Here is a 25,635-nt window from a genome sequence, read left to right as displayed (position 1 = left end):
TCCCTGCCCAACTTGTGCTTTATATTAATTTACCCGCTGCGGATCCATAATGTCGCGCAGGCTGTCACCCCAAAGATTAAATATTGTTACAACAACTAGAATTGCTACGCCTGGGAAAATCATGAGCCAAGGTGCCGTTTGAATATACTGTCTTCCTTCATTCAACATAAGCCCCCACTCCGGCGTCGGCGGCTGCGCACCAAACCCTAAAAAGGAAAGACCTGCTAGTTCCATCATCATCGTACCAATATCCATCGCAGCTGTTACAACAATCGTCGGCAAAATGTTTGGTACGATATGCCGTCTTATAATCTGGTGCATTTTCGTTCCATTTGTAACCGCTGCCGCGATAAAATCGCGTTCACGCAATTTCAAAGTCAAACTGCGGGCCAGTCGTGCATATTTTGTCCAGCTCACAACCGCTAAGGCAAGAATTGTATTGATAATGTTGCCCCCCATCATACCAGCGATTGCAATTGCGAGCACAATGCCCGGAAAAGCAAGCATCATATCGGCAATACGCATAAAAACCATATCGATTTTACCACCACAGCAACCTGCAACAACGCCGATCAGCATCCCTACACCAGAAATAAGGATAACGAGTGAAAGTGTCATCATTAGAGAAATCTGCGTTCCTAAAAGTATGCGGGATAAGCAATCTCTGCCTAATTTATCGGTACCGAATAAATGCGCTGAAGAAGGTGAGAGCATAGAGTTTTTCATCGTCGCATCAAATGGATCATAAGGTGCAAGCCAAGGTGCAAATAGTGCCGCACCCAAAATCAAAAGAACCAAAACTGTATATAACCCAAATAAAAATTTATCTTTAGAAAAAGACTTCACTCAATGGCCCCCTCTCTTTAAACGCGGATCGAGATATGTATAGGAGATATCAACCAGCAGATTGATTCCCATATATAAAATTGCAATCCATAGAACAAATCCCTGTACCAATGGATAATCACGCATTTCAATAGCATGTACAGCCATTTTTCCGAGGCCCGGCCAAGAAAAGACCATTTCTATAACAGCCACACCGCCAAGCAGCCAGCCAATTGACAATCCCAAAAGTGTAATGAGCGGCAGACAAGCATTGGGAAGCACATGATGCCACAAAATTTTTCGCATCGGAATGCCTCGCGTACGTGCACCAATAACATAATCTTGCCCAAGTTCTTCAAGAACGGCGGTTCGTACTTGTCTCGTATATTTGGCCGACATTGCAATTGCCAGTGTTACCGCCGGAAGTACGATACGATCTGCAGACACAACCCCGCCGGCAATAGGAAACATGCCTAGTTTTAAACCAAAAATATAGAGTAAAATTAAACCTACCCAAAAACTAGGCATAGAAATTCCTAAAAAAGAGATACCACGAATGAAATAGTCAATTTTACGATTTCTATATACTGCAGAAAGAATACCACCAGGAACTGAAATAACTAACATCATAATAAGTGCAGTAGCGGCAAGCGTCAGAGTTCCCGGTAAGCACTGCCAAAGTCGATCTGCAACCGGCATTTTTGCCGAATAAGACATTCCCATATCTCCATGTGCGATCCCTACAATCCAGCGGATATACTGTATGTGAAAAGGCTGGTCTAAACCAAGCTGCGCTCTGGTCTCGGCAATCGTTTCTTCTGAAACAATCGTATCTCCAACCTCTAACAGCATTTCTACAGGGTCGCCTGGTGATAAATAGGTCAAACAAAACGTCAGAAATGTCACACCGGCAAGCGTAACCATCATCTGAATGACCCTACGCACAAATTCGTTTTTTTTCAAACTATCATCTCCTAAAATTCCTTATTTAAAATTGAATCATTACAGCGAAAATTATGTATTTTAGAATTTCTGCCAGAGCATATACCATTTTTCATGTTTCTTCGAACGATAAAGATAAGATTGCAAAAAAAAATCTTCCGCCAAAGCAGAAGATCGCAGTACAGTGCCGTATAAAATAATAAATGCCCTGACAAAAATAGCCAGGGCAAACAATACAGACCTATCGTGTACTGAAATCCCCTTCCCATCGCTCGTGAGTAAATTACGGTGATTGTTGAACAGGCAGTTCTCCTGGCTCTAGTTCATCGCTCGCTCAGCCTTCCCAGAATTTAAATTCCAGTGACATTTTTTGAGTCTGCTCCCTATTACAGTGGCGGGACCGCATTGGTTTTACACCAACTTCCCTATTAAGCCCTCTCGGGCACCTATTCCATATATAAAATTTATGAAATCATTGATCATCAAATTATTCTTTCTAAGGATAGCATATTCTATAAAATATTGTCAAATAAAAAGATAATTTAGATATGTTTCATCATATCGACATGCTCAATTCCCGCATCTAAATAGACTTCTCCTTGTGCTTGATATCCAAGTTTTTCATAAAACTTTTGTGCATGCAACTGTGCTGACAATTTCAATTTGCTATACTTTTCACCTTTTGCCTCCGTCTCGATACGATCCATGAGTAATTTACCAATTCCAGTGCCACGTTCTTTTTGCAGTACTGCCACTCGTTCAATTTTTAATATGCCGTTCTCGTATGGACGAAATCTAGCGGTTGCAATTGCTTTCTTTGACTCGTCTAAAATCAACACATGTTTCGTTGCTTCTTGACGATCATAAGCATCAAGCTCTAATTCCTCCGGTACATTTTGTTCTTCTATAAATACTTTTCTTCTGATTGCATAGGCTTTTTGCAGTTGTTCATCATTTACGATAATTAAACTTTTATATTTCATGTAGACGTATCTCCTCAAATGTGTAATTGATAAAATCTTGTATCGACCTTCATAACAGGAAACGTTTCTGGCAAACCCTCTTTTGTTATCTGCACGAATTTATTTTTTTCATAAAACCGATGTGCCGCCAAAAATTTCTCTGTCGTCCCTAAATAAATATTTCGCATCTCATGTTTTTTTGCCCACTCAATTGCCGTTTGTAATAAAGAATTTGCTACATTATGAGTTTTTCCCCGATATGGAGCCTTTACAAACATTTTTCGTAAAGCACCTTCGCCATTGCCGATATCCAATAAAGCAATCGTTCCTAACACAACATCTTGATCTATAGCCGTCCAAAAATTTCCGTTCTGGGATTGATAAAAATTCGGTATATTACTTAAATCCGGTTGATCGTCTTTTGTGATCGGAATCTGAAATTCCGTTTGCTGTATCGTAAGAATTAAATCAATGATCTGTTCTTTGTAGTTTTCTGTATAGCTTTGAATTACCATATTTGACATGCTTATTCCCTCTCCATCTTGTGTGCAATTTTCTTATCAATTTGAATCGACTGCTCCTTACTGGATTTTGTTTCTTTCCAATATTGATCAATATGAATGCACATTCTTTTCATAAATTGTTCCATCATTTTTTTTTCTTCTACAGAAAAGTCCTGAAAACAACTTTCAATATTCAAATTTTCTTCCTCAATCATATAAGGATAGATTTTTTTCGCTTTTTCAGAAGGGAAAAGATGATAAATCCGTTTATCTTCACAATCACGTGTTTTGCGTACATAATCTTCTGCCATCAATTTTTGTACAGCTTTTGTTGTTGTCGCTTTATCTACTTTCAATAAGTTTGATAGTTCATTTAAATGTATGCCTGGCTGCTCACAAATTCGCGTTAAAAAAATAAATTGACCACGTTGCAAATTCAACTCACGAAATTTAATATCACAAATCGATTGCACACAACGTGCTAAGGTTCCTACATCTCTTAAAAATTCATTTTTCAGTTCATAAATAGAAATCCCCTCCGATCTTTAAATTAGTTTAAATTTCAACTAATTTTAGTATAAGTAAATTTAGTTGAACTGTCAACTAAATCCGTAGTGAATTCTATGACATAAAATAAAGTGAGGATGGCGCATTTTAATGCGCCATCCTCACTTTATGATCTAGATACGTACTTCGAACTTTTTCTTAGGCTTAGTATTTGTTATTACATTTTCATCAGCGGCAATATCAATTCCCTCTTTAGGCAGGGCGTCATCTGTTTGTTGCAAATCGTCTATAATACTTGGTGTTTCCTTTGTATTCTTTTTTAACAACTTCAATCCAACTAACACCACCGCGACGATTACAAGGATGCCAATGAAAGGAGCATAACTAAAGCCAGAAGATTTACTTTGCTGCATCGGCATTTTATCTACAAGTGTCTGTGCCTGCATTCCTTCATCAGAATTCACATTTACCAGAGAACTCTCCTGTGGCGCCTGCTGCACGGTCTTGCTCGCATCCGTTTTTCCTGTATCTTTTGCCTGCACGGAATTTTCTTGTGGTTTTTCGTCTACACTTTCGGTCTTCTTTGTATCGCTCGCCGATGTATGATCTGCTGCGCTGTTTGAAAATTTTACTGGATGCAAATTTGCAGCAGCAGGATCCGTTGCTTCTGCACTTGTACCTGCGGGAGTAAGTGTTGGTGGAACCGGCGGCGTAGGTTTGGTTGGGGGTGTAGGTGCTATAACTGCCATGACGATTATCCTTTCTAAAATCAACCTAAATAGTTCAATAGCTTATTTGAGACTATTATAGCCTATCTTACAAAATATTTATATAGGTATCTTGCTGTAACGATGCAGATGAGTGCTTATCCTCGACCCGCCGACTGTGATTCAATCACTGAATTTGCGCTAAAAAATGGTATATTATATAATACATATCATATATAGGAGGATAACGGTATGGACTATATCATCGCTTTTTTAGAAGGAATCATCACATTTATTTCTCCTTGCTTGTTGCCAATGCTGCCCGTTTATATCTCCTACTTTACGGGTCAAACCAATATGCAAAGCAATAAATCAGCTGCACTTACAAATGCACTTGGTTTCGTACTTGGATTTACGATTGTCTTCGTAAGCTTAGGGGCTTTTGCCGGTGCGGCTGGTCATATTTTAAAAGAGTATCAGACCATCATCCATATAGTCTCCGGTATCGTTGTTATCGTATTTGGCTTGAATTTCTTGGAGATTATTCGTATTCCTCTACTTAATACTACACATCAGCTAAAATTTCAAGCTGTTAAGTTAGGTTTTTCTTCATCTATTTTATTCGGCGTAATTTTTTCACTTGGTTGGACACCTTGTGTCGGTGCATTTTTAGGATCTGCCTTAATGTTCGCCGCCACCAGCGGTGAAAGTTTAAAAGGAGTCCTTATGCTCTTAAGTTTTTCACTCGGACTCGGCATACCGTTTATCATCAGTGCCGTCTTAATCGAGCAATTAACAGCCGCTTTTGATTTTATCAAAAAAAATTATCGCATCATTCAACTCTTTTCCGGCAGTTTACTTATCCTGATCGGAATTCTCATGATCACCGGATGGATGGGATATTTCCTATCCTTACTAACATTTTAGGAGGACAATAAAGATGACTGCAAAAAGAAAAATATTTTTAGGTATCATATTATTTAGCGTATTTCTCAGCATTGCTTCTTTTGCTTATTCAACTCTGACCAAATACCAAGCACAATCTTCTGAATCAATGAATCCCACTATTACCGCAGAGAAGTCTGCCGAATCAATCAAGCAAAAAGCACCTGATTTTACGGTTTTTGATGCCAACGGCAACAAGGTAAAACTTTCTGATTTCGTTGGCAAACCGGTGGTATTAAATTTTTGGGCTTCTTGGTGCCCACCTTGCAAAAGCGAAATGCCACATTTTAATAAAGTATATAATACAGAGAAAAATGATGTTGTCTTTATGATGGTTGATTTGGTCGATGGCCAACGTGAAACGCAAGAAAAAGGGCAGCAATTCATACAAAGTCAAGGTTATACATTCCCTGTATATTTTGATCTTGAATATCAAGGCATCGATGCGTATGGAATTTCTTCTATTCCAACAACAGTTTTTATCGACAGAAGCGGTAATATTGCTGCTGCATACCAAGGTGCCATCAGCGAACAAACTTTACAAAAAGGCATCAATTCCATCAAAGCCAATTAAATTTATTTCACACAATTATAAAATGGGAGCGTCACATAAAAATGCGGCACTCCCATTCTTTTCGTCCCTGGCCTTTTCCGGAAAAATACGTTCCGAAGGATGAAAAAAGATCAGCTTACGTTAAGAAATCCGTTTGTTTGAGCGAAGCGAGTTAAGGATTTTAGTAAGTTGATCTTTTTTCAAGTATTTTGGAGGTTTGCGGCCTAGACCTTTTGTTTCTTTACTATGAAAACCTCTTCTATATCCTAGAAAAAGGACGCACAAAGACAAGCCCTATAATTCAGGACAAAAAATATCGTATATAGACAATCAGGTTGTAGCTGTGGTGGGGCGCTCCCAACCCAAAGCCGCTAATTTCTTCAAATAGGATTGTATTTTCTTCTCTCGGTTAAATTGATTGTAATATTCCGAACCTAACTCTCGATAAGGAACTTTTGCTTTTAGTATGTAGTAAATAGCGATTAGTATGGAATGAGCCACAGCTACGGCGGCTCTGCTTTTTCCTCTTCGCGCTGCAATCCGTTGATATTGAGCTGAAAAAAAGCTTCCCTTCGTCTTTTGCGCAGCCTTAGCACATTGTACTAACATAGCTTTTAATGTTGTATTTCCATGCGTAGTTTTTCCACTCTTTCGTTTCCCTGCACTCTCATGGTTACCTGGCGCCACACCAGCCCAAGAACTAATATGTCTTTCGGTTGGAAACCGATTCATATTTAATCCGATTTCCGCTAAGATTGTTTCTGCACTGATTCTCCCAACACCCGGTATTTCATCTATGGCTGCGATGGCTTCTTCATATTTGTTCAAGTAGTCTTTGATTAGTTTGTCCATATCTTCGATACGTTTTGTCATATCGTCAATATGATCCAAGACATTACGAAGCAATCTGCGTTGCAAGGGCGAAATAATTCCATCAACGCAAGCCATGATTTCATTGAGTTTAGCGTGCATACTAGGATGAAGCAGCCTTAAAATCTCGTCTTCATCAAGCTTTTTATCTTGGACAATGCTTTCCAAAAGTCGCCTGGAACTCTTGCCGTTGATGGCACTTACTACACTGGATAGTTTCACATTGGCTCCTTCTAGCATTTTCTGCAATCGGTTCAGCTCTCGGCTTCGCTCATCAATCAAGCTCTTGCGATAGCGAGAGATTTCCCGTAGTTCCCGTTGTTCACGGTCTGGAATATAGCTTGCTTTTAGTAACCCATGTCGAAGAAGATCGGCAATCCATTCTGCATCTTTGACGTCGGTCTTACGACCAGGCAAAGCTTTCATGTGCTGGGCATTTACTACCATGGCATTGAGATCGGAAAGCTCAAAGATATTGTACAATGGTTTCCAGTAGGAAGCGGTACTTTCCATGGCAATCATTTGACAACCGGCGTCAACTAACCAAGCTGATAAATCTCTCAGTTCTTTTGTCGTTGTACCAAACTGACGAAGTTGCTGCTTTCCACCACAGATTAGACAGGCAACTATCATCTTTTTGTGTACATCAATCCCACAACAACGCTCATAAGTTATGTCCACAATACCATCCCCTTGTAGATAAAATATGGCGTGACTTCCTGTAAGTTATTACTTTACTACACGTCCTTTCGCCCGAAGGGGCTGGACAATATGTGGTGCAAGCAGGAAATCATATCAATTTTGGGGTCGAGTTCTTGACTCAAAAAGAATCGACCTTATGCCATACTTTAATTATACATCATTGTTTTCGTTCATGGTGATGCTACCGCTTGCGTTGCATCTTATTTTGGGGCGATGCCAAAAGGACACCTTACACTAAGAATTTTATAAGTAAGCGCTTAATGCGATATCTGCATTAGATATATATCAAAAATGGAAAGCAAACTGCATGCTTTCCATTTTTGATCAACCTCATTCAGTTTAATACTTAATATACGTAAAAGGTTCTTTTTCATACCATTCTTGTTTATAAGGGAGTGCTCTATATTTCTTTAAATTCTTGTTAAATTGACTGTTTTTCATGATTCTATTCAACCGTCTTGCTATTTCATACGTACCCGAATATCCAATATAATTATAGCTCGATCCATATAGCGGAAAAACCGGCAGACCATATTTGGCGGTGACATTTCCACTGCCTGTATGAATGATCATGACATCCGGGTTTAATCGCCTTACAAGGTTCGCTTGTTCAAACGGATGCTGCGTAGCAATATTAATATGCACATCATCAATATCGTCTAAAGCCTCGAATATAGGTTTTGCAAATTGATCAATATGATGTCCTTTTAAGCCGACAAGTTTCATCTCTAAATCCTGCACAACCTCAGCTGTAGCTAAAATTCTGACTTCACCACCGCTGATCAAAACACGTTTTCCGCGTAAATTCTCTCTAAAAGGCACAAGGCTGTCATCCAACAATTCATTTTCTTTTCGTATGAGAGACTGTGCTTCTTTTTCAATGCCGAAATGTGCAGCAATTTTTAAAAGCCAACGATCTGTATTTTTACGGCCAATCGGAATCGTGTCAATCATATAAGGAATATGAAAGTTTTCATAAATATACTGTAAATAATAATCATCATGGGTGCCACAAATACTCACATTCAGAGCCACTTCAAGCGCATAGGAAAAATCTTCTGGTGCTGCATAGCAGGGAAGAAAATTAACATTCAGTTCAAGTGCTGTCAACAACCGCTGAATTTCCAGTTCATCTGCGCGGCTCATCGACCCCACATTAAAGACATTCACGGTTCTTTTTAGTTTATATTCTCTTGCTTGTTTTTCAAGATCCGTTTCTGTCAGATATGTTTCTCGCTCCGGATATCTGGTGAGTTTTTTCAAAATCCCATTATACACAGCGTCATAGGCTGTTGCCATCAACTTTGTTTTAAAACCCTCACAAATGACGGGTACAAGTTCCGCCGTGACCTCCGTTTGTAATTCCTGCAGGATGCTGTCCACATCATCGCCAATTAAAGCCGGCACACAGGAACTTGCTACAATGATCGTCTCTGGGCGAAACTCTTGATCCGCATAAAGAATGGTTTCTTTTAATTTTTCTTCGCCGCCGCTGATTACATCTGTTTCATCAAGGTTTGAACTCAACCATATCAAACCGTTCGCCGAAGGATCTCTAAGCTGTTTATACGCTTTTCCCATACCAATATTTGCCGTAGAGCAAAACCCGCAGCCAATTGGACCATGCATAATAATAACAGCATTTCGAATTGTATTTAAGATACCAAGGCTTAGCGTAAATTGGCATCCATAGGTTTGTGAAAAACTGCGATTTGCCGCATGCAAACAACCGCCGCCTTCTTGATTCAGCGTATTCTTAAGCTGTGCACATGTACCACAAAATGCAATGCCTGCCTTTAAACGTTCTTCACGTGCCGGTGCCGCATTTTCAATTTCTCCTGCCATTGTAATTCGCCCCCTATCTTCCCGCTACCAACGTAGTAAATATATCTTCCATTAACGTAATTCCGCCGTTAAATCCTGCATAAGCTCTATTCATAATGACCCTGTTCGTAATTGGAAAAGATATTGTAACAAGCGGATACTTGAATTCAGCAGAAAGTTCTTTTTCAAATACACTGCCCAAAATGATGCCCGGATCTAATGCATCATAATATCTTTGATTGCTGTCAGGTTCCCAATTTTCTCTTACATAACGGCGCACTGACGAAGCATCCGTATCGAATTTAACATTTGGCTTTAAGCCCGATTCATAATTTTCAAATCTATTTTTCAGCTTATCTTTCTGTTGCTCAGTCAAAAAATCTGTAATTACAGTAAGCTGTGGTACCCAGCCAAGTTCATCTGAAATAAATTCACTGACCGCTGGTGCATAATTCGCATCAGATACAACGATACCATAACGTTGAAAATCCACGTCATTATAAATATCGGCGATTCTTTCCACATAATCAAAATACGTATCTTTTTCAAATTCCAGTGCTCTTTCTATTACACTTTCATCAATTTTAAAATATTGACCTATCTTACGCAAAAATTTTTCAGTTTGCAAATAACCTACCGGTAAAGCAGTTCTAACCGCCGGAATATGATGAATTTGTGCATAAGCCTCCGCAGTTAATGCACCATATACATCTGAAAGAATAATATTTAGGCTCGCGTCGGCAGAATTTCGGATTTCATTTAACGTCTCGCCTTCACCAAAAAACGTATTTGCTTTAATACCGATCAGTTGCAGTACACGTTTGATCTCTTTTAAATTTCCTTTCCATAAAACATCCTGCCCAGGAACGATGCCAAGAATATTTACTTTTTTCGGATCTTTTCCCTTCTGTTCTATCACGTACTGCTTGACCAATCCCTCTAACAATACATCATAACCATAATAAGAATTCCCTTTAAAACTTGCCGTTGACACAGCAATTACCGGATGCAAATCGTCAGCAAATTCTTTGACCACCGACTCTGCATCATCGCCTACCATTTCCACCATACACCCAGTGACAACGACATATAAATCACCATCCATGATTTCAAGTGTTGTCTCAATCTGTTCCTGCAGGCGCTGCTCGCCGCCAAATACAATTTCTTTTTCTAATACGTTACTGCTGGGAATTGAGGTTGCTCCGCAATATCCACCACCTAAATAAGCAGCCCCTGCATTTGTTCCGTTGTACACATTGTAAGCACATCCCGTGGAAGCATGCACGATTGGAATTGCACGCGGAATTGCGCGAAGTACGCCCAGTGCTCCCGCTAAAGCACAGCCAAATCTCGGCCGATCTACATATTTGCTCATTTGTGCGCCCTCCTAGCTGCTTTATATATGATAATCGTCAACCAAATCCATAAGCCCATATTCTTCGAGAATTTCTTCAAGTCTCTCTTGGGTCATTGGTTTTGGAATCACAAAAGAGTCATTCTCTTCTATTTTTTTAGCAAGTTCTCGATATTCATCGGCTTGCTGAGATTCCGGCTGATATTCTATGACTGTTTTTCTTCTGATTTCTGCACGCTGCACAATATTATCACGCGGCACGAAATAAATAAGCTGCGTACCAAGTTCTTGTGAAAATGCTTTTAGCAAGTCAATCTCACGATCCACATTACGGCTGTTGCAAATAATGCCGCCTAAGCGCACCCCACCCTTTTTGGCATACTTTTGAATGCCTTTGGCAATGTTATTTGCTGCATATAATGCCATCATTTCGCCACTCGCAACAATGTAAATTTCTTTTGCTTTGCCTTCACGAATCGGCATTGCAAAACCTCCGCAGACCACATCACCAAGTACATCGTAAAATACATAATCCAGCTCATCCGTATAGGCACCTAATCGTTCGAGCAAACCAATTGAGGTAATAATGCCTCGTCCAGCACAGCCTACACCAGGTTCCGGCCCGCCGGATTCCACACATTTCGTTCCTTTATAACCTGGTTTCATAATTTTATCTAATTCAACATCTTCACCTTGCTCACGGAGGGTATCAAGCACAGTCTTTTGTGCCAATCCCCCTAAAAGAAGCCTTGTCGAATCGGCTTTGGGATCACAACCTACAACCATAATATGCTTACCTAATTCACTTAAACCAGCTGTTAGATTCTGTGTCGTCGTAGATTTACCGATACCACCTTTACCGTAAATTGCAATTTGTCTCAATTTATGTTCTGCCATAGATTTTCATCTTCCTTTTCTTATCAAATTTTTATGATATTGATTGAGTTTTTCAATTGCCGCGGGGAGATCAAACGATACTTCCAGCGGTGTAATGCCTGCCCTTTTTAATGCAGCATACGGATGTTTTCCTATTTTACCAGTTAAAAGATACGTACAATCCGCAAGCAGATTGACCGATTCTTCAATCGAATTATGCTTATGCCCGCTGCAAGAGGAAGCACATAGAACGAGAATATTTTTATCGACCGTGGCACTTCTTGTGTCGATTTTTTTCCAAGCATTCTTTTGTTCATCAATTTCAATGATTGTAAATTGCTCAGCTTGCCCAAAATGCTGGTCAATCGCTTCTCCATCCGATGAAGTAACTGCAATTCTATAAGTCATAGAAAAATCTCCTAACAATTAATTTGTAAATAACTGCGTTCTTGAGGTCGTTGTTTTTCGCTTAAATAAGCTGGAATAAAGATCTTCAATTAAGCGTAACCCACCCGTATATCCCGCATAGGAACGATTTAAAATTACCGTTTCATTTAATGGCAAACTCAAATAACAATACAAATTATTCGTCTCTTCTGCTAAGAATTTTTCCCATGAGCTGCCAAGTATGATCGCTTTTCTGGAGCCCCCTAACCTTTGACGAATATCGGCTTCTATGAGTCCACCATCCGCCTCAATTTTAAATGTATTTTTAAACATATCACTGCGTGAAAAAATAAAACTCTGCAACATTGGCTGCATAGATTCCGCAGGATCATCAATCACATAAATTCCTTTAGGAATAAAACCAAGTTCATTCACAAGAAAACTACTTACGCCAATCGCATATGTGCTGTCAGCAACCGTATAAAGCTCAACTGGCAGATTATTTCTATATTCAGAAATAAAGTCAGAAATTGAAATAAAGTACTCATAGAAGCGTTTCTCTTCCCGTTCAATGACAAGTTCCACTTTCTTTTTTTCAAGTGAAGCAAATGACGCCACTTCCCGCAAAAAACGACTCGACTCCTGTGCGCCAACAGGAAATACAGGATAATGCAAAAACGGGGTATTATATTTTTGCTCCAATAACTTTACCGTACTTAATCCAACCCACGGAGAAAGAAGCAAATTAAACCTCGCATGCGGAATTTGCAGCCATTCATCAATCCCCGCTGAAGATTCGCCAAACAAAATATTAACCTTCAGACCTATTTTTTCTAACAAATTTTTGATTTCTTCCAAATCGCCTCGCCAATAAGGATCTTGATAAGGCACTACCGAAAATACATTCACAAGGTTCTCTTCTACCTGCGGCGAGACATCGCCGATCAGTTGCTCTATAATTGCATTTACTACAACCTCATGCCCATAATAAGAATTGCCTTTAAATCCCGCTGTCTCTACGCCTACGACAGGATATCCTTCTTTGGCAAATTCTCTTGCTACAGCAATAGAATCATCGCCAACAATATCCGAAGTACAGCCAGTTAACACAACGAATAAATCACCCTTTAAAATCTGCAGCGCACCTTCAATCGTATCATGAAGCCTGTTTTCTCCTCCAAAAACAACTTCTTGTTCACTGGAATTGGTGCAAGAAACATGCGAGCCTCCCGCGTAACCTTCCCCCTGAAAGCCCGCCCCAAAAGCCGCAAATCCAAAAGCCTTGGAGGAACAGCCGGGCCCAGCATGAATGATTGGATCGCATTTGGAATTGCCAAAACAGTTTGCTGCGCCGCTAATGCGCAGGCATACCTCGGTTGTTCAATAATTGTACTCACAATTTCTCTCCTCTTTCAAAATAAAATGGATCTTCCTGACTCAGCCACCAATCAGAATAAGGAAGTTTCGTATGCGCTGCAATCGTTTCAACTAATTTTTTTGTTTGCAGTGCTTCGTAAAATCTCCGTCCCATTTTCACGACACCATCATAACCGATACTATAATTGGCATCGCCTTCGAATAAGGTCGGAATCCCCAATTTTGTACCAAGTGATGTCAGATTCATATGCCGTACGATAAGCAAATCCGGTTGAATCCTCTTTAAGATTTTAATCATTTGATAGGGCTGCTTGTTGCAGACAGTGAAATTTTCTATATTGCCATTACTCTGAATCAACGCTTCCAGCGTATTTGCCTGTAGCGGATTATCGGTATGCAAATCATGATGCAGTGTATTGACCCCTGCAAGTGCGAGCCCCAAATCCTTTGCAATATTGGCAATATTATGTGCGAAAGAATCACCTGAAAGGACATACACTTTTTTGCCTTTCAGCTTTTCTCTAAGTTCTTTGAGTTCAGGTGCTATTTTAGCGTGTTCTGCTTTAATGACTTGCTCCGCCAAAGCCTCCCTATCGGTAAATCTAGCAATTTCTCTCAGCCATTCATCCGTCCAATCTATTCCAAAAGGAGGCGGTACCTTTACTTCCGGAATACCGTATTTTTCTTCTAACGCCGAAGCAATATAGGTGGCCAGCGTTTCACAAATATGTGCTGTACATGCGGCCTCTGTAAGTGTCTCAATTTGTTCGATCGTTGCCAGCGGAATAAGATAATTCACCCGTAAATTTAGCTTTTTTAAGAATGGAATAAATAAATCCGAGCCTTCAAAATTGAAGATATTCACAAGATCCTTTTGCTTTTGCTTCGGCTCTTTTATCATGCGTCGCAAAATTCCATGAAATGCCGCATCAAACCCCGTCGACCATATTTTTGATTTAAAGCCTTCACAATACACGGGAACAATAGGATACCCTAATTCCTCTTCGGTTTCACTTGCAATACTTTCTAGATCTTCACCGATAATACCGGATGCACAAGATGCTTGAATAAAAATCAGTTTTGGTTTAAATCGTTTATCTGCTTCATAAATTGCCGTTTTCAACTTTTCTGCCGCACCATATACAGTATCTTTCTCCTGAATATTACTGCTGATCATATGCACTTTATGCATTGGAAGCCCACGTGCACTAGATACGGCGCGCCCTAAGATATGATGGTTGGAAACATTCACACTACAGCCAACCGGTGCATGACTCACGACTGCGGAACCAATTACATGATACGTAATGGTTTCTGCACAGCCCTCCGCACAGTCACCGCATTGACCATAATATCTAACTTTACAGCCAAGTTCTTTTCGCTTAGATTTTTCATGTAAATCATAGGCATCCCCTTGATAGGAAAGTGTTGAATGCAATCGTCTCTCTCTGACCTCGACTTCTGTTGATTCCTTGAATATTCCCATATACGCAGCGCTCCTTTAGTTCGAAATTTCTCTTTCTTACTTCCAACGAATGATCTTCTTTTCAATAGATGCAATACATAAATTTATCATGGATACAACAAATCCGATTAAGATAATACCTGCAACAACTCTTGTATAATCCGAAAAATCCGAATAGTATTTGACAAACCACCCAAGTCCGGAAGTAGCACCAATCATTTCGGCTGCTGTCAATACCATAAAAGCATTGGCTATACAAATCGGCAAGCCTTTCAATACTTGCGGCAGGCAATAAGGAAACAAGATATCCCATAGCATGGTTGTCGATTTAACATTTAATGTTTTTGCCGATTCTAATATTTTTTTATCGATACTAGAAACACTTAAAATCATGCTAATAAATACAGACCAAAAAATACTGCTGAAAATAACAAATATGGATGCCAGCTGAAAGCTAGGCAGCAGTGCAACAGCATAAGGTGTATAAATAATGGGTGGAATTGGACTGATTACTTTTGCTACAGGAAATACTGCTTCACGTATTCTGTTAAACCATCCTGCAATCATGCCGAATACAACGCCTAAAAACAACGCCGATAAAAAACCGGTCAGCAATAAATACATGGAACTCCCGATGCCCGTAATAATTTTTCGCCAATCGGAAAAATAAATAGCAAATACATTTTCCGGCACAGGATATAACATAAGATTTGAATTTGGTATCTTGGTCGTACTGAACTCCCAGAAAGCAAGAAAAGCAAATATAAAGAATACAATGTCATGCGCCGCTTTTGATTTATGCTTTATGAAAAGTACGATTTCAATCACCATGACCACACCAAACAGAACCCATTTATTTTTTATTTCTGGAATCGAAGGCATAAAAATTAAACTTACAACAATAAAAAATAAAACATGCGGTGCCAAACGAGTGATTGGAGAAACGCCTGATCTAAACTGTACAAACTTTGTAAATTGAGGCGCTTGAAACAACGATCTCATATGATCACCTCGTCACCGCCGATATTCTCTTTCACCACTTGATAAAAAAGTCCCATAATTTTTTTTCTAAGTTCGCTATATTCTGCTGTATTAAAAATATTCTCCCTTTGCCTCGGGCGGCTAAACGGAATCAGAATCTCTTCCATAATTTTTTTATTGTTCATAAACAGCACTCTGTCAGATAGAAGAATTGCTTCGTCAACATCATGCGTAACAAATATAATCGTCTTCTTCTCCTCATCCTTTTGCAGCAGTTCTAATAAAAGCTCCTGCAAAACAATTTTATTTTTTGCATCGACAGCCCCAAATGGTTCATCCATCAAAAGAATTTCTGGCTGCATCGCCAACGTTCTTGCAATCGCAACCCTTTGCTGCATACCACCTGACAACTGATAAGGATACTTATTTTCAACCCCCTCCAGTCCTACTCTTTTCAGATATTTATTTGCAATCTGTTCAATTTCGTGTCTGCCTAATTCATTTTGCGCTTGCTGTATACCAAAACTTACGTTTTTTTTCGATGTCATCCAAGGAAATAAGGAATAATGTTGAAACACAACACCTCGATTTTTTCCTGTCCCGACAGATTTTTTACCATCAATAAGCAACGTTCCTCTGGTGGGATTTTTCAAGCCTGCCAACACACTAAGCGTTGTACTTTTTCCGCACCCACTTGAACCTATCACGCTGACAAACTCACCTGCTTCGACTGAAAAATCCAGATCCTCCAATGCATGGAATACGTTGCCATTATCCCGATACTCCAATGACACATGGTTTAATTGAATCTTACTCATGCCCCACCCCGCCTAAACTATCAATCTATTGATTTACGACTTTTGCGTTTCTTCAAAATCCTTTTTTAACTCCAAAAAGGTTGCATCGTCTGGTTCTTCCTTTAACAAAGAATTCAAGGCTTCTTCAAAGAGCGAAGTATCAATATAGTCATCTATATTTTTTTTACCTTCCACATAGCCAATCAATTTCATCCCTTTATAAAAATCTTCAATTTTACTTTTTGCCGGATTTGGATTGAGCCCTAAATGTCCATATTCATACAATTGACTGCGCAATATTTTTTCATCAATTTCAACGAATTTCTTAGCATAGTCAAGTGTTTTTTCTGGATCTGTTTTATATAACCGATACGCTTTAATCTGCGCCCTCATCAATTTCACAAAATCTGTCCTATGATCTGACAACATCTTTTTCGTTGTTGTCAAACGGCAGCAGATAAAACCTGGCGCAACGTCATCAATGTGCTTCGCCACTTTCAAACCTTGTTCTTCTGCAGTTTCACGAAAAGTCATAAACACGATCCCCGCATCGATCATGCCTTTTTTTATCGCTTCAATAATGGTCGGACAAGATCCAAGCTCGACAAATTCTACCGTTTTTAAGTCAATGCCTTGCTTAGCCAGTGCTGCCCTAAAAGCAATGTCCCCACTCTGCGCTCTCGTCACCCCGATTTTTTTGCCCTTAATTCCTTCGGGCGTAATGTTTTTCCACTCATCGACTCTCTCAGGTAAGGTAAATAAAGCTGCACCTTCTGTCATCAGTCCGCCAATTAACATGAGATCATTGCCATCTTCAATCAAGTTCAGCGGTGCTGTTGATCCACCTCCTGCCGCCAGCACTTTTCCTGAGGTAAGTGCACTAAAAGAATCCGCATTATTATTAGAAATATTAATATTTACGTCCAAGCCTTCCTCTTCATAAAAACCTGCCGCTTTTGGCAAAAATGCCAATACATGTGCAACTGAATTATTACCTGCGGCAATTTCAATCTTCTTCAATTCTTTATTCCCTGTTGTTACATTTGAGCCACACCCCGTTATAAGTAAAAGACTTGCAACGGAAACTAATAAAAAAACACACCATTTATTCATTTTTTTCATATGCGCTCTCTCCTGCTTACTTATTTAACGCGTATTTGTCGTCATTTTTATTGCAAGGTATGACTTTCTTACGCGCTTTTACTAATTGCTGTTGTAAATATTTTTTCAATTAATGTTAATGCACCATAATACCCGATATAACTTCTATTCATCACCACTTCATAAGACGCCGGAAAACCAACTTCTACAATATGCCCTTTTAAATCTCTTGCCGTATCTCTTTCCCAAGTCGTCCCGAAAATAATCGGTGGCTTATGTCCAAAATCAGTTTTACGGAGAATCTCTCCAACAATATAGCCATCTTCAACAAAATCGACCGTAGTAGATACGTCACTGGCAATTTTTTCATATTGCCGGGCAATTTCTTCACGATATTTTTGCGGTGCATTATCGGTAATAATTTGTTTTTTAGGAATTAGCCCCAGCTGATTGACTAAAAATTTATTTAAGGCCAGATTATATGCACTATCACCCACTACTGCATAAGTTGCAGGAAGCCCCCACCAATATTCGGCATAAAAATCAGTAAAATGTTCCAAGTAATCATAATATGTTTTCTCTTCCTGTTGAATAAACTGAGCGGCACGTACGTCATCAAGCCCTGCAAATATTACAACTTCTCGAATAAACTCAGCGGTTTGTTTTGCGCCAATTGGTAAAACAGGAATATGTAAATACGGTTGTTGATATTTTTCTTCTAAATATTTTGCCGTTTTTAACCCCAGCCAAGGAGAAACTACTAAATTAAATTGTGCATTCGGGATTGTTTTCCATTCCTTAACACCACCGGAGCTATGGCCAAATAAAATATTGACACGAAACCCCGCACCTTCTAAAATTCTCTTCAGCTCAATCAGATCACCACGCCAAAATGTATTTTGAAATGGAAGCTCACTCCATACATTGATGAGTCCTTTTTCTTTTTTATCTTTATGCAGCGCATATTTATCAACATATTGCTCAATAATTGCTTCAACAATAATTTCGTGCCCAATAAAATTACTGCCCTTAAATCCGCCGGTTTCAGCATATACAATTGGAACATCATCGGCTTGAAATTGACTGACCACCTCACTCACATCATCGCCTACAATTTCACCAATGCAGCCATTTAATACAACAAACAATTCCGCCTCCATAATTTTCAGACTCGCTTTAATTAAATTTTCTAATCGCTTTTCACCGCCAAATATGACTTCATTTTCGCCAAGATTGGAACTTGGCGTGACTGCACCACCAGCATAACCGCCGCCTTGAAACCCATTATAAAAAGCAAGACTCGAATATTGCTTATCTACACAACCAGGCCCGCAGTGGGCAATTGGCATTGCCCCTGGAATCGCAACGACACTGTGTAGAGCCCCAAGCGCACAACCATAACGAACTTGATTAATAGAATTTGTCTGCCCATTTGAATCTTTTGGTATTGTCATGTTAGCCACCCTCCTATCTTTCTCCATCAATTAATTCTGGCTGCTTAGCCAAAATGTAAGGATCTTTTTGCTCAAGCCACCACTTTTTATAAGGCAACTTAATATGCGCTTTAATATCTTCATGAAATTTTTTATGCGCAAGTACATCTAAAATCGCTTCACCTAAATGAATCATACCGTCATAGCCGACTGCGATATGTTCATCCCCCAAAGGTGCCGCAGGGATGCCAAGTCTGGATGCCAGCGGTGCTAAACCATTATGACGAATCAAAATAAAGTCCGGTTTCACTTCTTGTAAAAATCCATAAAATTGATATTGCTGCCGATTGCTTACATTAAACGACTGCACATCCCCATAATGTTCAATTAAATGACCTAAGGAATCTTCCCTCGGATCACCGCTGTCATATACAGGATCATGGTGAAATACCAATGATCCATTGACTTCCACCCCTAATTCTCTTAGCACTTGAATTAATCCATGTGCATATGCAGAACCGGTAGCAACATAGCCTTTTATGCCTTTGAGTTTTTCTTTCAGTTCATCAATTCTAGGTTGTACGCGTTTATGTTCTGCAGCAATAAATTTTTCTGCTAGCTCTTCTCGATGCGTGACTTTGGCAATTTCTCGCAGCCACGCATCCGTACCGGCAAATCCATATGGCATAGGTGCTTTGACTTCCGGAACACCAAATTCTTGTTCGAGTGCAGCCGCCATATAAGAAGAAAGTGTATAACAAAAACCAACCGTTGCGGCAGCTGCAGACAATTGCTCCAAATCCGCTACGGAGGCCAAATCTATCACATAATTTACACGTAGATTCAGCTGCGCTAGCATTGGCGAGAACACATCCGATCCCCATAAATTAATTACATTCACTAAGTCCTCTTGTTTTTCAGGATCTTTTTTAACGATCTGCCTTAAAATACCATGTTGTGTCGCATCAAATCCCGTACTCCAATGTTTCGAGCGAAATCCCTCACACGCCATCGGGATAACAGGTATTCCTAATGCAATCTCTTTTTCCCGAGCAACACTTTCCATATCTTCCCCAATAATCCCCGTTGCGCAGGATGTGCCCAAGAAAATAGCGGCAGGCTGATATCTTTCCCAAGCATCGTCAATCGACTGTTTCAATTTATCAAGTGCGCCAAATACCATATCACTTTCTAAGAGATTGGTGTTGATAATACGAATATTTTCCACTTTATGATTTCGCATCGCCAAACCATTCCGATAAATAGAGTTATATGGGACTTGCCCTGCACCGCAGCCAATTGGAGCATGTTGAATCAAAACTGCATCTCTTACATTTCCAGCCTGACATTCAACCATTTGCTCACTACAGACAGATCCTTGCGTAAACGGCCCTTTCACTTCGCAAAGCCTGCAACCGCCACGATTTCCTTTACAACTGCGGCTTCTTGCTTCATAAGAAGATTGCTTATGCAAGTCGGAAGCTTTGCCTTCCCATCCAATAATCGTTCCAAGACGATGTTCACGGCTTTCTACTTCTGTTAACTCCAGATTGATTCTTTTTGCCATTTCATGCGCTCCCTCTTATTCAAATTCAGCTGAACTTCTATCGTAAATTCATCCATGTGAAAAAGTATCTTTTACCTGCAATCTTTTTAAATAAATTTGATCACCAAAATCTTTTTGTCCCGGTATGCCAACTGCATCAGCACGACAACGCTGACAATGCCGAAATACTTCAATGTATTTTTCTGCCTCATACCTTGCACCATCAATGTCCTTACATGCCGGTGCAATACAATCTCGAAATTTATGCTGTGGAATCAAAGGAATAATATTATATAGTTTTGCACCATAGGAACGAACCACTCGAGCAATTTCTCTGATATGGAAGCGGTTAATTTCATTGATCAGTACTGTATTTACCTTAATCGTAATACCGGCCTCCGCAATTTTTTTTATTCCTGCAAGCTGATTTTCAATTAAAATAGCTGCGGCTTCCTCACCTTCATAACGTTTGCCATGATACAGAATATCTGAAATAATTCTTGCTTGTATAGACGCATCTACCGCATTAACCGTTACCGTCAATGAATCTACTCCAACATCTACAATTTCCTGTGCTCGCTCATTTAATAGCAAACCATTTGTACTCATGCATTTTAACAATTGCGGAAACCGCTTTCCTAGTAAATCAAAGGTTTGGAGTGCAGAATCTGTTGCCAGTGTATCTCCCGGTCCGGCAATTCCCGCAACTGTAATTTCCGGACAAAGTGCCAATGCCCGTTCTACTGCATCCACGGCTTCCTCAGGTTTTAATATCACCGAAGCAACACCTGGCCGATCTTCGTAATCATTCATTCGCCGATCACAGAAATTACAAGCAATATTACACCCGGGCGATACAGGTAAATGTATTCTTCCTTTGTTTGGCTTTGCTGCCCCAAAGCAAGGATGCAAGTTTTTGATTTTTTCATCTCGTTCCATTTTAAACTCCCCCCTTCGAAGTACGCACAGCATCATAATCAAGCAATTGTTGTTTTTCATCATGCAGCATAATTTGCGCAAGCGCCTCATGAATAAATGCCGCAATGGCAAACACCTGAATTTTGTTTTTCTCCAGCATCTCTCTTGCCCCATTGCCAATTTGCGCACAGAGCACATACTTACAATCCGCTAATGCACGCACTGCATTTTCCAAAGTATTCTCCTCGTGTTCACCAAAACTACAAGGTGCCTTTACTTTTCTTTCTTTTAAAAACTGGTAATGCTGATTTTGCTCAACTTCCACGATGATAAATTTCTCGGTATGCCCAAAATGCTGATTTACAAATTTCCCATCCGTCGAAGAAATTGCGATATTGTATGACACAGCTATCACTCCCTCAAAATAAAAAGCCAACCAAATTTATCACGCTGCTGCGTTACTAAATTTGGTTGGCTTTAGTTTTATCTTCTAATCACCAACTACAAGAAATATGAAATTTAATTGAATCTGTTATTATATCAAATATCTTTGCTCCACATCTGTTTATACTTTAGCCAAAGCTTGCTCTAAATCATCAATCAGATCATCCACGCCTTCAATGCCGATCGATAAACGAATTAGATCCGGCGTAATACCAGCCGCACTTTGCGCAGCTTCATCTAATTCAGCATGCGTTGTGCTAGATGGATGAATCACCAAAGATTTTGCATCTCCAACATTTGCGAGCAAGGAGAATAATTCGACATGATTAATAAACGCTTTGCCTGCCTCTAAACCGCCTTTAATACCAAAAGTAAAAATAGAACCTGCACCTTTAGGCAAATATTTTTCTGCTAAGTTATGATATGGACTCCCCTCTAATTCAGGGTAGCTTACCCAAGAAACTTTTGGATGCGCTTTTAAATACGCTACAACTTTTCTGGTATTTTCAATATGACGTTCCATGCGCAATGACAAAGTCTCAAGACCTTGTAAGAGTAAAAAAGCACTGTTCGGACTTAAGGTTGCACCGGTATTTCTGAGTAACTGCACACGCGCTTTTAATATATAAGCCAATTCTCCCAAATCCTGTGCATATCTCAATCCCCCGTAACTTTTATCCGGTGTTGTAAAATCAGGAAATTTACCGCTTCCAATCCAGTCAAATTTACCGGAGTCAACAATAATTCCTCCTAAAGTTGTGCCATGTCCGCCAATAAATTTTGTTGCCGAATGAACAACAATATCTGCCCCATAGGCAAATGGACGGAGAAGATATGGAGAAGCAAATGTATTATCAAGAATCAGCGGAATCTTATTCTCATGTGCGATTTTTGCAACTGCTTCAATATCCAGTACATTAATACGCGGATTTCCAATTGTTTCACCATACAAAGCTTTTGTCTTATTGGTAATTGCTTTTCTAAAGTTTTCCGGGTCATCTGGATTTACTAAAATAACCTTAATCCCAATCTTCTTCAACGTAACAGTAAATAATTCATACGTTCCGCCATAAAGTGTACTCGCTGCTACAATTTCATCGCCTGCATTTGCTATATTAAGAATCGCATATAAAATAGCGGATGAACCAGATGCTGTTGCTAAGGCCCCGACACCGCCCTCCAATTCTGCTACTCTTTTCTCTAAAACATCCGTAGTCGGATTCATAATTCTAGAATATACATTGCCAGGCTCTTTTAACTGAAATAAATTTGCAGCATGATCGGCATTATGGAATACATATGAAGTCGTCTGATAAATAGGAACTGCTCTGGAACCTGTTGTAGGGTCAGGTTCTTGCCCTGCATGTACTTGTAAAGTTTCAAAGCTGAATTTTTTTTCGCCCATTTTGATTACTCCTTTAACTTTGCTTAAAATTTATAAAACAAAAAAGGCAAAGAAAACTCTTTTGAGTCATCTTTGCCTTCAGTTATCTGATCAGCCTATATAATATGGTTATAAAATTATCATATATTTTTTACGTTGTCAAGAAAAATTTACTCGATTTCTCGGCGATTTACCAGCCTGCAAACCCCATATTCTAACTGTGTCGCAATGTATCGCATCAAATTAAATTTAATGCAATGTATTAAATTTAATTTCACCCGCTTGTGCATAAAAAGAAACATACTTCATTTCATCTTTGAGCACCTTATTCACAGTTCCTATTGCGATCCTTGTTCCTGGATAAATAGACTCTGCAATGCGGACTCGCCCTGGTTTTTTTGAATTTAAAAGTCCTTCAATATCCACGATACGCTGTTTATTTTCTTCGATACGTTCAGGTAAGTTATTAAATTCTTCTTCTTCTTTTTTATAACGCTCCAACTTTACACCGGCAAGTTTTTCTACACCTAATCTTCGCGCATAGTCCAAAGATAATTTTAATTTTTCATATAACTTTACATCTGTACCTACGCTTTCACGTAAAGCAACTAACTCGTCCTTTAAGAAAGGATTCACGGAAACTTCAAGCTCTGTAATAATACCTGATCTATTTCCAACTGTTACAGCACGAATAAGTTCACCCGCTGATATTCTCCCACCTCTTATTAAGCCGCGCCCACCTTCTAAAATCACTCTGCTTCCAGCAAATACGTTGCTATTCATAATGAAATCCTCTACAACAATATCTGCATCAGAATATACGGTCGCATTATTAATAAAATTTGCAACAAGCCGTTCACGTGCTTTCACTACGCCTCGGTTCATTCCCTGAATGCCATTTCGAACAATAATATTATTCGCTTCTACTGTACCGCCACAAATACTGCCGCAAACTTCAACATTTCCGCCCGCTTTCACACTAAAATCTGGTTGTATCGAACCTTTTACCGTGACACTGCCTTTAAAATCTATATTACCTGTGTTAAAATCCACATCACCTTCAATGACAATCACAGGGATTACATTAATACGCTTTTTCAAGAAAACATGCAAATGTCCGTCAATTGCAGCATAAAGCTTCAAATTATCCAGACAAACTACGTTTTTCCCTAATGGCATTGCTACATCTTTACCTGCCTTCGGCAAAATTTCCTTGCCAAATACATCAATCCCAGATACACCTATGGTTGCAGGAATTTTCTCAACGAGCAAAGCACCTTTTTCTACGCAAAGGAATGTATTGGTTTCTTTAAAATCAACACGGCCATCTTCTTGCTCTTCCGGGCGCCCCTGACACTCTACATCAACATGATATTTTAAATATGCTGTGTCGCCTTCACGTGGCGGAATGCCTTGTGCACAAACAATATTTTTGGCTAGCCTTGATTTAGATAACGTCTCCAATACCACTTTATCTATTCCATATACTACACCTGCATTTTTCAAATGCTCAATTAGCTGTGTAACAGTAACAGCGGGAGCTGCCGCCGGCACCGATATATCCACCATTGCTTCGAGTCTATTGCTGCTCACTCTGACCCGTATGGTAGCTTCCGGTATCTTTGTTTTCAAATTAATAATAAATGAAGGTTGTCCTGTTGCTTCTTTTATAATAGAATAAATAAAATTTTCATCAAAATCATTGAGTTGTTTATCGGTTAAATCTTCTATAATTTGTTTTTTTGTTACCGATTTTCCACCGTTTCGCGGAGACCAAACTGTTAAAAAAACTTCGGTATCGGTCATTGTAATTTCATATCTGCCATCTTTTTTAGGCAAAGAATTCATAATGAGTGTAGGCGTTCCAAGTGCTTCCTTTATCACTTGAAAAACAAACATTCTGTCAAAGTCAACTAAATTTCTATCATTTAGTTCCTTTATAATGTTTGTTTTCGATACTGGATTTCCACCATTCGCAGGTGGCCAAACACTAAGAAAAACTTCTGTATCCGTTACAGCAATTTCATATCTACCATCCTTAGCTGGAGAATTTATTTTATCCATAAAATACCGCCTCATATTCATTTGTCATATATTTTTACAAACACTTCCATATAAATGTAAAAAAACTAAGAATTATATAACTATTGTTTCCTCGTAATAAATTCACTTTTTATTAATAGGACTTTATGCTTTTTTTCACACGACTTAAAAATTAATATTTTGATATAA

General features: G+C 39.3%; 24 protein-coding genes and 1 riboswitch. Of the genes, 2 read left to right on the top strand and 22 right to left on the bottom strand.

All coding sequences use genetic code 11. The features are described 5' to 3' along the window. Positions 1–24 precede the first annotated feature (24 nt). The 6 genes from nikC to BN6559_RS15340 all read right to left on the bottom strand — a co-directional run bounded on the left by nikC (position 25) and on the right by BN6559_RS15340 (position 4,488). Positions 25–846, bottom strand: a complete 822-nt coding sequence (nikC, locus tag BN6559_RS15365; protein ID WP_110955545.1) for a nickel transporter permease — start codon at positions 844–846, stop codon at positions 25–27. After that, positions 847–1,788 (bottom strand): nickel ABC transporter permease, encoded by a 942-nt coding sequence (nikB, locus tag BN6559_RS15360; protein WP_234407848.1) that lies wholly within the window; start codon positions 1,786–1,788, stop codon positions 847–849. A 264-nt stretch (positions 1,789–2,052) separates the two neighbouring features. Then, a riboswitch (cobalamin riboswitch) is annotated at positions 2,053–2,232 on the bottom strand. Between the two features lie 77 nt (positions 2,233–2,309). Continuing rightward, entirely contained in the window at positions 2,310–2,750 is a 441-nt protein-coding gene (locus tag BN6559_RS15355) for a GNAT family N-acetyltransferase (RefSeq protein ID WP_110955544.1), read from the bottom strand. A gap of 14 nt (positions 2,751–2,764) precedes the next feature. Continuing rightward, complete coding sequence (locus tag BN6559_RS15350) at positions 2,765–3,253, bottom strand: GNAT family N-acetyltransferase (RefSeq protein WP_110955543.1); 489 nt, start codon at positions 3,251–3,253, stop codon at positions 2,765–2,767. A 2-nt stretch (positions 3,254–3,255) separates the two neighbouring features. After that, a complete protein-coding gene (locus BN6559_RS15345; protein ID WP_199884058.1) occupies positions 3,256–3,705 on the bottom strand; it encodes a MarR family winged helix-turn-helix transcriptional regulator in 450 nt (149 codons plus the stop codon). 207 nt (positions 3,706–3,912) lie between these two features. Further along, complete coding sequence (locus BN6559_RS15340; protein WP_110955541.1) at positions 3,913–4,488, bottom strand: hypothetical protein; 576 nt, start codon at positions 4,486–4,488, stop codon at positions 3,913–3,915. A 210-nt stretch (positions 4,489–4,698) separates the two neighbouring features. Here BN6559_RS15340 and BN6559_RS15335 point away from each other — a divergent pair, with 210 nt between their 5' ends. Continuing rightward, entirely contained in the window at positions 4,699–5,373 is a 675-nt protein-coding gene (locus BN6559_RS15335; RefSeq protein WP_110955540.1) for a cytochrome c biogenesis CcdA family protein, read from the top strand. Positions 5,374–5,386: 13 nt separating this feature from the next. Then, positions 5,387–5,965, top strand: a complete 579-nt coding sequence (locus tag BN6559_RS15330) for a TlpA family protein disulfide reductase (RefSeq protein WP_110955539.1) — start codon at positions 5,387–5,389, stop codon at positions 5,963–5,965. Between the two features lie 309 nt (positions 5,966–6,274). Here BN6559_RS15330 and BN6559_RS15325 read toward each other — a convergent pair whose 3' ends face one another. The 16 genes from BN6559_RS15325 to BN6559_RS15250 all read right to left on the bottom strand — a co-directional run bounded on the left by BN6559_RS15325 (position 6,275) and on the right by BN6559_RS15250 (position 25,467). Further along, a complete protein-coding gene (locus BN6559_RS15325; RefSeq protein ID WP_110953917.1) occupies positions 6,275–7,495 on the bottom strand; it encodes an IS110 family RNA-guided transposase in 1,221 nt (406 codons plus the stop codon). Between the two features lie 360 nt (positions 7,496–7,855). Continuing rightward, positions 7,856–9,361, bottom strand: a complete 1,506-nt coding sequence (locus BN6559_RS15320) for a nitrogenase component 1 (RefSeq protein WP_110955538.1) — start codon at positions 9,359–9,361, stop codon at positions 7,856–7,858. 13 nt (positions 9,362–9,374) lie between these two features. Further along, positions 9,375–10,715 carry a nitrogenase component 1 gene (locus BN6559_RS15315; RefSeq protein ID WP_110955537.1) on the bottom strand — a complete coding sequence of 447 codons (1,341 nt, stop codon included), beginning with the start codon at positions 10,713–10,715 and terminating at the stop codon, positions 9,375–9,377. A 21-nt stretch (positions 10,716–10,736) separates the two neighbouring features. Next, a complete protein-coding gene (nifH, locus tag BN6559_RS15310; RefSeq protein ID WP_199884226.1) occupies positions 10,737–11,576 on the bottom strand; it encodes a nitrogenase iron protein in 840 nt (279 codons plus the stop codon). Between the two features lie 21 nt (positions 11,577–11,597). After that, positions 11,598–11,978 (bottom strand): NifB/NifX family molybdenum-iron cluster-binding protein, encoded by a 381-nt coding sequence (locus tag BN6559_RS15305; protein WP_110955535.1) that lies wholly within the window; start codon positions 11,976–11,978, stop codon positions 11,598–11,600. 18 nt (positions 11,979–11,996) lie between these two features. Further along, positions 11,997–13,268 (bottom strand): nitrogenase component 1, encoded by a 1,272-nt coding sequence (locus BN6559_RS15300; protein WP_234407941.1) that lies wholly within the window; start codon positions 13,266–13,268, stop codon positions 11,997–11,999. An 82-nt stretch (positions 13,269–13,350) separates the two neighbouring features. Further along, positions 13,351–14,820 carry a nitrogenase component 1 gene (locus tag BN6559_RS15295; RefSeq protein WP_110955534.1) on the bottom strand — a complete coding sequence of 490 codons (1,470 nt, stop codon included), beginning with the start codon at positions 14,818–14,820 and terminating at the stop codon, positions 13,351–13,353. Positions 14,821–14,856: 36 nt separating this feature from the next. Continuing rightward, positions 14,857–15,801, bottom strand: a complete 945-nt coding sequence (locus BN6559_RS15290; protein WP_110955533.1) for an ABC transporter permease — start codon at positions 15,799–15,801, stop codon at positions 14,857–14,859. After that, a complete protein-coding gene (locus BN6559_RS15285; protein WP_110955532.1) occupies positions 15,798–16,598 on the bottom strand; it encodes an ABC transporter ATP-binding protein in 801 nt (266 codons plus the stop codon). Before BN6559_RS15285 ends, BN6559_RS15290 begins: the two co-directional genes overlap by 4 nt. A 33-nt stretch (positions 16,599–16,631) precedes the next feature. After that, complete coding sequence (locus tag BN6559_RS15280) at positions 16,632–17,699, bottom strand: ABC transporter substrate-binding protein (RefSeq protein WP_110955531.1); 1,068 nt, start codon at positions 17,697–17,699, stop codon at positions 16,632–16,634. A 68-nt stretch (positions 17,700–17,767) separates the two neighbouring features. Next, complete coding sequence (locus tag BN6559_RS15275) at positions 17,768–19,132, bottom strand: nitrogenase component 1 (protein WP_110955530.1); 1,365 nt, start codon at positions 19,130–19,132, stop codon at positions 17,768–17,770. A gap of 13 nt (positions 19,133–19,145) precedes the next feature. Then, positions 19,146–20,678 (bottom strand): nitrogenase component 1, encoded by a 1,533-nt coding sequence (locus BN6559_RS15270; protein ID WP_110955529.1) that lies wholly within the window; start codon positions 20,676–20,678, stop codon positions 19,146–19,148. A 48-nt stretch (positions 20,679–20,726) separates the two neighbouring features. After that, positions 20,727–21,596: a radical SAM protein gene (locus BN6559_RS15265; RefSeq protein ID WP_110955528.1), complete on the bottom strand. Its 870-nt coding sequence runs from the start codon at positions 21,594–21,596 to the stop codon at positions 20,727–20,729. A gap of 1 nt (position 21,597) precedes the next feature. Then, entirely contained in the window at positions 21,598–21,981 is a 384-nt protein-coding gene (locus BN6559_RS15260; RefSeq protein ID WP_110955527.1) for a NifB/NifX family molybdenum-iron cluster-binding protein, read from the bottom strand. A 159-nt stretch (positions 21,982–22,140) separates the two neighbouring features. After that, complete coding sequence (locus tag BN6559_RS15255; RefSeq protein ID WP_110955526.1) at positions 22,141–23,424, bottom strand: homocysteine synthase; 1,284 nt, start codon at positions 23,422–23,424, stop codon at positions 22,141–22,143. A gap of 228 nt (positions 23,425–23,652) precedes the next feature. Next, the gene (locus BN6559_RS15250; protein WP_199884057.1) at positions 23,653–25,467 is read right to left on the bottom strand and encodes a DUF342 domain-containing protein; all 1,815 of its coding nucleotides are present in this window, start codon (positions 25,465–25,467) and stop codon (positions 23,653–23,655) included. Positions 25,468–25,635: the final 168 nt, after the last annotated feature.

It is taken from the genome of Massilibacillus massiliensis (assembly GCF_900086705.1).
GTDB classification, from domain to species: domain Bacteria; phylum Bacillota; class Negativicutes; order FLKF01; family FLKF01; genus Massilibacillus; species Massilibacillus massiliensis.
This window is presented reverse-complemented; position numbering and strand designations above follow the sequence as displayed.

Coding starts and splice junctions, on each gene's coding strand:
- BN6559_RS15280 (WP_110955531.1), bottom strand. CDS start 17,699: ATGAAAAAAATGAATAAATGGTGTGTTTTTTTATTAGTTTCCGTTGCA.
- BN6559_RS15335 (WP_110955540.1), top strand. CDS start 4,699: ATGGACTATATCATCGCTTTTTTAGAAGGAATCATCACATTTATTTCT.
- BN6559_RS15355 (WP_110955544.1), bottom strand. CDS start 2,750: ATGAAATATAAAAGTTTAATTATCGTAAATGATGAACAACTGCAAAAA.
- BN6559_RS15340 (WP_110955541.1), bottom strand. CDS start 4,488: ATGGCAGTTATAGCACCTACACCCCCAACCAAACCTACGCCGCCGGTT.
- BN6559_RS15255 (WP_110955526.1), bottom strand. CDS start 23,424: ATGGGCGAAAAAAAATTCAGCTTTGAAACTTTACAAGTACATGCAGGG.
- BN6559_RS15270 (WP_110955529.1), bottom strand. CDS start 20,678: ATGGCAAAAAGAATCAATCTGGAGTTAACAGAAGTAGAAAGCCGTGAA.
- BN6559_RS15315 (WP_110955537.1), bottom strand. CDS start 10,715: ATGAGCAAATATGTAGATCGGCCGAGATTTGGCTGTGCTTTAGCGGGA.
- BN6559_RS15330 (WP_110955539.1), top strand. CDS start 5,387: ATGACTGCAAAAAGAAAAATATTTTTAGGTATCATATTATTTAGCGTA.
- BN6559_RS15305 (WP_110955535.1), bottom strand. CDS start 11,978: ATGACTTATAGAATTGCAGTTACTTCATCGGATGGAGAAGCGATTGAC.
- BN6559_RS15295 (WP_110955534.1), bottom strand. CDS start 14,820: ATGGGAATATTCAAGGAATCAACAGAAGTCGAGGTCAGAGAGAGACGA.
- BN6559_RS15285 (WP_110955532.1), bottom strand. CDS start 16,598: ATGAGTAAGATTCAATTAAACCATGTGTCATTGGAGTATCGGGATAAT.
- BN6559_RS15350 (WP_110955543.1), bottom strand. CDS start 3,253: ATGTCAAATATGGTAATTCAAAGCTATACAGAAAACTACAAAGAACAG.
- BN6559_RS15265 (WP_110955528.1), bottom strand. CDS start 21,596: ATGGAACGAGATGAAAAAATCAAAAACTTGCATCCTTGCTTTGGGGCA.
- BN6559_RS15320 (WP_110955538.1), bottom strand. CDS start 9,361: ATGGCAGGAGAAATTGAAAATGCGGCACCGGCACGTGAAGAACGTTTA.
- BN6559_RS15275 (WP_110955530.1), bottom strand. CDS start 19,132: ATGACAATACCAAAAGATTCAAATGGGCAGACAAATTCTATTAATCAA.
- BN6559_RS15250 (WP_199884057.1), bottom strand. CDS start 25,467: ATGGATAAAATAAATTCTCCAGCTAAGGATGGTAGATATGAAATTGCT.
- BN6559_RS15290 (WP_110955533.1), bottom strand. CDS start 15,801: ATGAGATCGTTGTTTCAAGCGCCTCAATTTACAAAGTTTGTACAGTTT.